The sequence below is a fragment of the Methylobacterium sp. M6A4_1b genome, assembly GCF_053345175.1.
In genome coordinates this window covers 1-2,559 of the sequence record NZ_JBKEZQ010000075.1, presented here as the reverse complement: position 1 = coordinate 2,559, position 2,559 = coordinate 1, and the positions used below count along the sequence as shown (strand labels likewise).

At 61.0% G+C, this 2,559-nt stretch carries 1 protein-coding gene and 2 pseudogenes; all 3 read left to right on the top strand.

Going from position 1 to position 2,559, the window contains the following annotated elements; translation table 11 throughout:
* The first annotated feature begins 23 nt into the window (after positions 1-23).
* A pseudogene (locus ACLBWX_RS23090) lies at positions 24-1,333 on the top strand (IS701 family transposase).
* A gap of 791 nt (positions 1,334-2,124) precedes the next feature.
* Positions 2,125-2,454 carry a calcium-binding protein gene (locus tag ACLBWX_RS23085; protein WP_447679227.1) on the top strand — a complete coding sequence of 110 codons (330 nt, stop codon included), beginning with the start codon at positions 2,125-2,127 and terminating at the stop codon, positions 2,452-2,454.
* A 6-nt stretch (positions 2,455-2,460) separates the two neighbouring features.
* Positions 2,461-2,559: pseudogene (locus ACLBWX_RS23080) on the top strand (calcium-binding protein); the annotation flags it as partial.

Sequence of the window (2,559 nt, the reverse complement as noted above, 5' to 3'; positions counted from 1 at the left end):
GGTCATGAGCGTGGGTGCGCGCGATGTCAGGTGCTGGCGGATGGCGTGACGATCTGGATCGATGGCTGCAGCCGTTCCTGGCGGGCCTGTCGCATTCGGCACGCCGGGCGATGTGCCCCCTCTACGTGGCCGGTCTGATCGGCCTTGGCGACCGCAAGAGCGTCCAGCCGATAGCGGCGCGGAACGATGGGGTTCCCTATGATCGGCTGCACCACTTCATCGCCGCCGGGATCTGGGATGAGGCGCCGCTTCAGCAGGCGCTTCTCTACGAGGCCGATCGCTTGGTCGGCGGTGCAGATGCGATCCTCGTCGTCGACGACACCGCCTTGCCGAAGAAGGGCAACAACTCGGTCGGGGTCGCGCCGCAATACGCCACCACGCTGGGCAAGACCGCCAACTGCCAGACGCTGGTGTCGCTCACGCTGGCGCGCGGCGAGGTGCCCGTGGCGGTCGGCCTGGCGCTGTTCCTGCCCGAGACCTGGACGGCCGACCCGGACCGGATGGCCAGGGCCGGCGTTCCCGAGGATCGGCGCGCAGCCCGCACCAAGCTGGAGATCGCGGTCACGGAGATCGATCGGGTCCGAGAGGGTGGCGTGCGCTTCGGCTGTGTGCTGGTCGATGCGGGTTATGGCTGCTCCGCCCCGTTCCGACAGGCCCTGAGCGCGCGGCCTGAGATGGGCCGTCGGGATTTCGGGACGCAACAAGGTCTACCCGGCCGACGTGGCGATGATCTTCCCCGTCTCGGGGCGTGGGCGACCGCGCCAGCGTCATGTGCCGGATCAGGTCTCCGTCGCGGCCGAGGCGATCCTGGCAGACATGACCGGCCGGTCGGTGACCTGGCGGCACGGGACCAAGGGTCGGCTGCGGGCTCGCTTCTGTGCGTTGCGCATCCGGATGGCAGACGGTCCGACGCAACGGATCGGTACACAAGGCAACCAGCACCTGCCCGGGGAAGCCGTCTAGCTGGTGCGCGAGGAGCGAGGAGCGAGGCTCGGGCGAGCGCAAGTTCTATCTCTCGAACCTGGCCGCCGACGCGACCCTCAAGCAGCTCGCCGCTACGATCAAGGCGCGCTGGATCTGCGAGCAGGCCCACCAGCAGATGAAGGAGGAACTCGGCCTCGACCACTTCGAGGGCCGATCCTGGACGGGACTGCATCGACACGCGCTGATGACGATGATGGCCTACGCCTTCCTCCAGTCCCGCCGCCTCGCAGCGGCGGGGCGGAAAAAAAAGAATCGCCTGCCCACCGCCTCAGCCCTCGATGCCGGCGATCCGACAGGCCATCCTGGATCACCTCAGTCGGCCACCACCGCGGCGATGCCCGCACTGTGATGCTGTGCTCAATCAACCACCTTGAGATCAATCTGCCAAAGTAGTGCTAGTTGACGGGCAGAAAGGATGGGAAAAGAGCCGGCAAGCTCCTGCTCCAGCACCAAAGTACCACCCGGACAGCCAGGCGCAGAAGCTCCCGATGCCTCCGCGCGGAAAGTGGGTTTCTGACCCACCCGGCTCCAGTCGTGGCGATTTTTCCGTTATTAGGTGCATATGGGGTGGCGCATGTAGCCCCGAGAAGCCGCGCGCTCTCTTTCCTGCAGCTTCAATCGATTGTCGACGGCATCGGCCAATGCGTCCGATACAACTCGGCGAAGGGCTACCATCGCATTGCCCCCTGACTGGTCGAGGTACTGCTCGACGAGGAGATCCACCTCATTCGCCTGCGTCGCCGCTGCCTGTGTTGCGCCCATGCCTACGCCCCTTTCCGTTCGGCGAGCCTGTTGATGCAGCAGTGTGGCTGACGTGAGGCTTGCCGGTAGCGTCGACTTCATTGACCCGGCCAACGCCGCGGCTGGTTTTTCGTGCCCTAACTAGGCATCCGCGACGGAACCGTAGTTGCTGTGTCTCACGGACAATAGACACTGGGCTATAATTGGGCATTGTACTCACCACACGCGCGAATTGCCGAAAGGAATGCTGTGATGATAACGTATATTGTAAATCTTGATAGCGACAACAGTATACGCGGATAAAATAACTTGTATGGTCTTGATGGAAATGACTACTTATAAGCTAATCTAGAAGGTTTTAGTGTCTTTGATGGCGGCACAGGCGATGATTTCTTAACCGTGTATTATGCCAATCCGCTAACATTTGGTAATCTCTACGGAGGGGATGGTTCAGACAACATTTCGGGCGGACAGTTAGGGGACAACATATATGGTGGTGGAGGAAACGATTTTTTAGCAGGTGGATCGACTTCGTACTCTTCAAATGATGCTGGAGTGAATTATACCCCGTTTTCAACGGCAACAAGTGGGGCTGACTATCTTGATGGCGGTGCGGGTACAGACTCAATATATGGGCAGGATGGAAACGATACAATACTTGGCGGAGACGGGGACGAATCGGGCAGTATATCCGTCCCGTTTGGGACATTCTCGTACATTACTGTTTAAGCTGGTTTGTATGGCGGTCAGGGCAACGATTATCTAGATGGTGGGCGGGGTAATGACTACCTCGATGGCGGCTCGGGTAGCGACACGGTGCTTGGTGGGGAAGGC